Source organism: Leptolyngbya sp. FACHB-36 (genome assembly GCF_014695955.1).
Taxonomy (GTDB): Bacteria; Cyanobacteriota; Cyanobacteriia; order Leptolyngbyales; family Leptolyngbyaceae; genus FACHB-36.
This window is the reverse complement of record NZ_JACJPG010000353.1, coordinates 1-3173: the sequence shown is the minus strand read 5'-3', so window position 1 is coordinate 3173 and position 3173 is coordinate 1. Positions and strand designations below refer to the sequence as shown.

Here is a 3173-nt window from a genome sequence, read left to right as displayed (position 1 = left end):
CTGGCTTCGAGGTCCAGCAGAATTGGCAGCGTTCCCAGCAGCGTCGGCAGAGAAAGCGTCCGGACTTCCTGCTGAAGGTAGTACAGACGCTTGGGGTTCTTTAGTTCGGCGGCTTGAGCAATCGCCTGTTCGTTCCGTTCGCCCGATTCCGTCATTACTTTGACCCAAATCCAGGTGCGGAACTGCGTCACTAGGCTATTGACAATGCGGAGAGCAGGTTCGTTCTGCCGCAGCAAATCCGCCACCAGATCGAGCGCTTCAGCGACCTGTCCCTGCCGAACGGCGGTCCCTAGTTGCAGAGCGTTTTGGTTGGTGGCGGTGACGAGGGTAGCGACGATCGTGGCGTCCAGCGGCTTCGAGCCGTCCGCGTAAAGCCGCAGCTTTTCCAGTTCTGTGTAGAGCTGGCGCGTGTTGTTGCCCACCGACTCAACCAGCAGATCCACTGCTTCAGGCGTTAGCCGCACCCCGATCGCCTGCGCGACCTGACGCACCTGCTTGACTAGCAGATCCGTCTTCCAAGGCGAAATTTGAGAGAACTCTCGCACCTCGGCATATTTTTGCAGCAGCTTGGTTGATTTGAGCCGTCCGTCCGGCTTGGTTGGGCTGGTCAGCAGCAAAACGCTGGCTTCGGGAATTGCGGGCAGCGTCCGCTCTAGTTCTGCCAGCACGTTTTCTGGACAGCGCTGAAGCAGCGGGGTATCTACGAGCCAAACAAAGCGCTTTCCCGCTCCAAACGGCGGCGTCATCACTTGATTTAGGGCTTGCATTACGGCATCGGGCTGTTCAGAAGGCAATTTATCGACATTGAAGCTGCTCCAATCGGGGTCGATCGCCGCCTGCCGCAGCGCCTCGACTGCCTGTGCCATCGCAAAATCATCGTCGCCCCAAAACACATAGACTGGCACGGTTCGTTCCTTCACTCAAGGGTCTTTAGGGAATGGGTGATTGCGTCTATCCTCACCTCAACCCCTAGTATTGTCTAATTAATCCTGTCAGACTGAAGATACGTTTGGCTGGAAATGTCAGTCCTTGCCATACAGAGCGGTACTTTGTCTTGGGGGATTCATCAACGATCGATAAACTAGAAATCTGATATCCCAAGAAAGTTTTCCAGCGCTTGGTAGAGAATCGACCCATCACTTACGAGGCAATCCACATTGGACGAGAATTTCCAGACTTACTTGAATCGGGCAATGCGTCTCACGCTGCCAGAGACCTATCGGTCCCAGGTGCAGCACATTCAGGAATCGCCCAAATTTCGATCGCACTCGGATCAGGGTCGCCAACCTGTGCCGTTTCCAGGCTACACGGTGATTACCCCGTCTGCGAGCGACGACCCTGAAAACGCCGCGCTCTATGCTCATTTAAGGCAGTATCAACAGCAAGTGCTGGAGGCATTGAGTCCGACGCTGTTTGTGCCTATTCCGCCAGATAGCTTTCACCTGACTCTGGCAGATTTGATTTGGGACAGCTCCTATCGCCACGCCGTCGAAGATCCAGAGTTCGAGCCGAAGCTACAGCAGCAAATTGCCCAAATCTTTCAGCAATCTCAGACGTTGACCGAGGGCAAACCCATTCGCTTTCAGGTGATTGGGCTACTCATGATGACGCGAGCGATCGCGGTTTGCCTCGTTCCTACCGAGGAGCACGCTTACGATCGCTTGCTCAAGTTCCGCCGTGCCCTGTTCCAAAATTCCGACCTGATTCGTCTGGGCATCGAGCAGCAATACTACTTCACCCCCCATATCACGTTGGGCTACTTTGGCGAAATTCCCACCGCCGAGCAGTTGGCTGAACTGGGCGATCGCATTGTGGATCTGAACCAGCACTGGCTCGATAAAGAGCTACCGCCATTTTGGGTTCAGCGAGCCGAACTGCGGAAATTTGACGATATGACCCGTTACTACCGCGAACCCGACTGGGCGGTGCTGGAGTTTTAATCAGACGGCTGAATTTTCCCAATGTTAGGGAATAACGCAAACCTCGGAGGGTTTAACCAAAACCGGATGACTCAACAGGTGCGCTTAAACCTCCGAGGTTTTAGCAAAGTAATTGCTGAAAGGGGAATGCGTAAGCTTGAAGGTCGAAAAAATAGGGGTCGGCACGTTAGAAGGGTGACGTAGTAAAAGCAGCGATGAGCGACCAAATCCCAACCCAAAATTCAAAATTCAAAATTCAAAATCCCCTCCTCCACCCGATTTTGCAGCAGAGCTTTGCCGTCATCGATCAGGAAATTGGCGATCACGGGTTCAATCCGGCAGAATACGCGATCGTCCGACGCGTCATTCACAGCACCGCTGACTTCGAGTTCAAACATCTGCTGCGGTTTAGTCCAGATGCGATTTCCAGCGCGATCGCTGCCCTGCGTCAGCAAGCCCCCATCATTGCCGATGTCAGCATGGTGAAGCAGGGCATCGTTGGTCTAGCCGCGCGCACGTTTGGCAATCCGGTGATCAGCGCGATCGAACAAGCAACCGAAGCTCTGCCGGGAAAAACCCGCACTGAAACGGGACTGCTGCGCTGCTTTGAGGAGTATCCCGGAGCCATTTACGCGATCGGCAACGCCCCAACCGCTCTACTGGCGCTATGCCATTCGCTTTCACACCTCCGCCAGCCCATTGCTCAACCTGCTTTGGTAATTGGGGCACCTGTTGGCTTTATTTCCGTCGAAGCGTCTAAGGCAGCACTGGCGCAAACCCCCGTTCCGCAAATCCGCGTCGAAGGGCGCAAAGGCGGATCGCCTGTTGCCGCTGCGATCGTCAATGCCCTACTGATACTGGCAGGGGAGGGAGGTGAGGCGTGAGGAACAATCTCTATTGCGGACGCCTGACTCCTCATTAACCCCTAATCTGTAAAAACTTCTCGTAAACCCCGGAACATATCGCCCTTAAAATAAATCAAAGTCTTTTGTAGTCCTCAGTGTGCTAGTTTCTTTGGTGTCACACCCCCATCATGATGAACGTCTCTGCTTACTCTCTGAAATCTCGCTTTAGCTCGGTCGTTTTACAATCAACGGCGATCGCTGCCCTCTCGGCGGTGGGAGTTCTGGCAAGTTTGGTGCCGCAGATTGCCCCCCAGTCTGGACGGCTTGAGTTTGAAGCAGCGGCTTACGCCCAAGTGTCGGCGGAGCAGCTGTCGAAGTATACGCAAGTAATTTATCCAATCGAGCGGGA

At 54.2% G+C, this 3173-nt stretch carries 4 protein-coding genes; 3 read left to right on the top strand and 1 reads right to left on the bottom strand.

Annotated features, from left to right (window positions below):
• Positions 1-905, bottom strand: a 905-nt coding sequence (gene holA, locus H6F43_RS10020; RefSeq protein WP_190342640.1) for a DNA polymerase III subunit delta, incomplete at its 3' end; no start/stop codon positions are given.
• A 252-nt stretch (positions 906-1157) separates the two neighbouring features.
• Between holA and H6F43_RS10015 the strand changes: the two genes are divergently transcribed.
• The 3 genes from H6F43_RS10015 to H6F43_RS10005 all read left to right on the top strand — a co-directional run.
• Positions 1158-1940 carry a DUF1868 domain-containing protein gene (locus tag H6F43_RS10015; protein WP_190342639.1) on the top strand — a complete coding sequence of 261 codons (783 nt, stop codon included), beginning with the start codon at positions 1158-1160 and terminating at the stop codon, positions 1938-1940.
• Positions 1941-2134: 194 nt separating this feature from the next.
• Positions 2135-2803 (top strand): cobalt-precorrin-8X methylmutase, encoded by a 669-nt coding sequence (locus H6F43_RS10010; RefSeq protein ID WP_190342638.1) that lies wholly within the window; start codon positions 2135-2137, stop codon positions 2801-2803.
• Between the two features lie 149 nt (positions 2804-2952).
• Positions 2953-3173 (top strand): hypothetical protein (locus H6F43_RS10005; RefSeq protein WP_190342637.1); only part of this gene is annotated, 221 nt, incomplete at its 3' end.

Coding starts and splice junctions, on each gene's coding strand:
- H6F43_RS10010 (WP_190342638.1), top strand. CDS start 2,135: ATGAGCGACCAAATCCCAACCCAAAATTCAAAATTCAAAATTCAAAAT.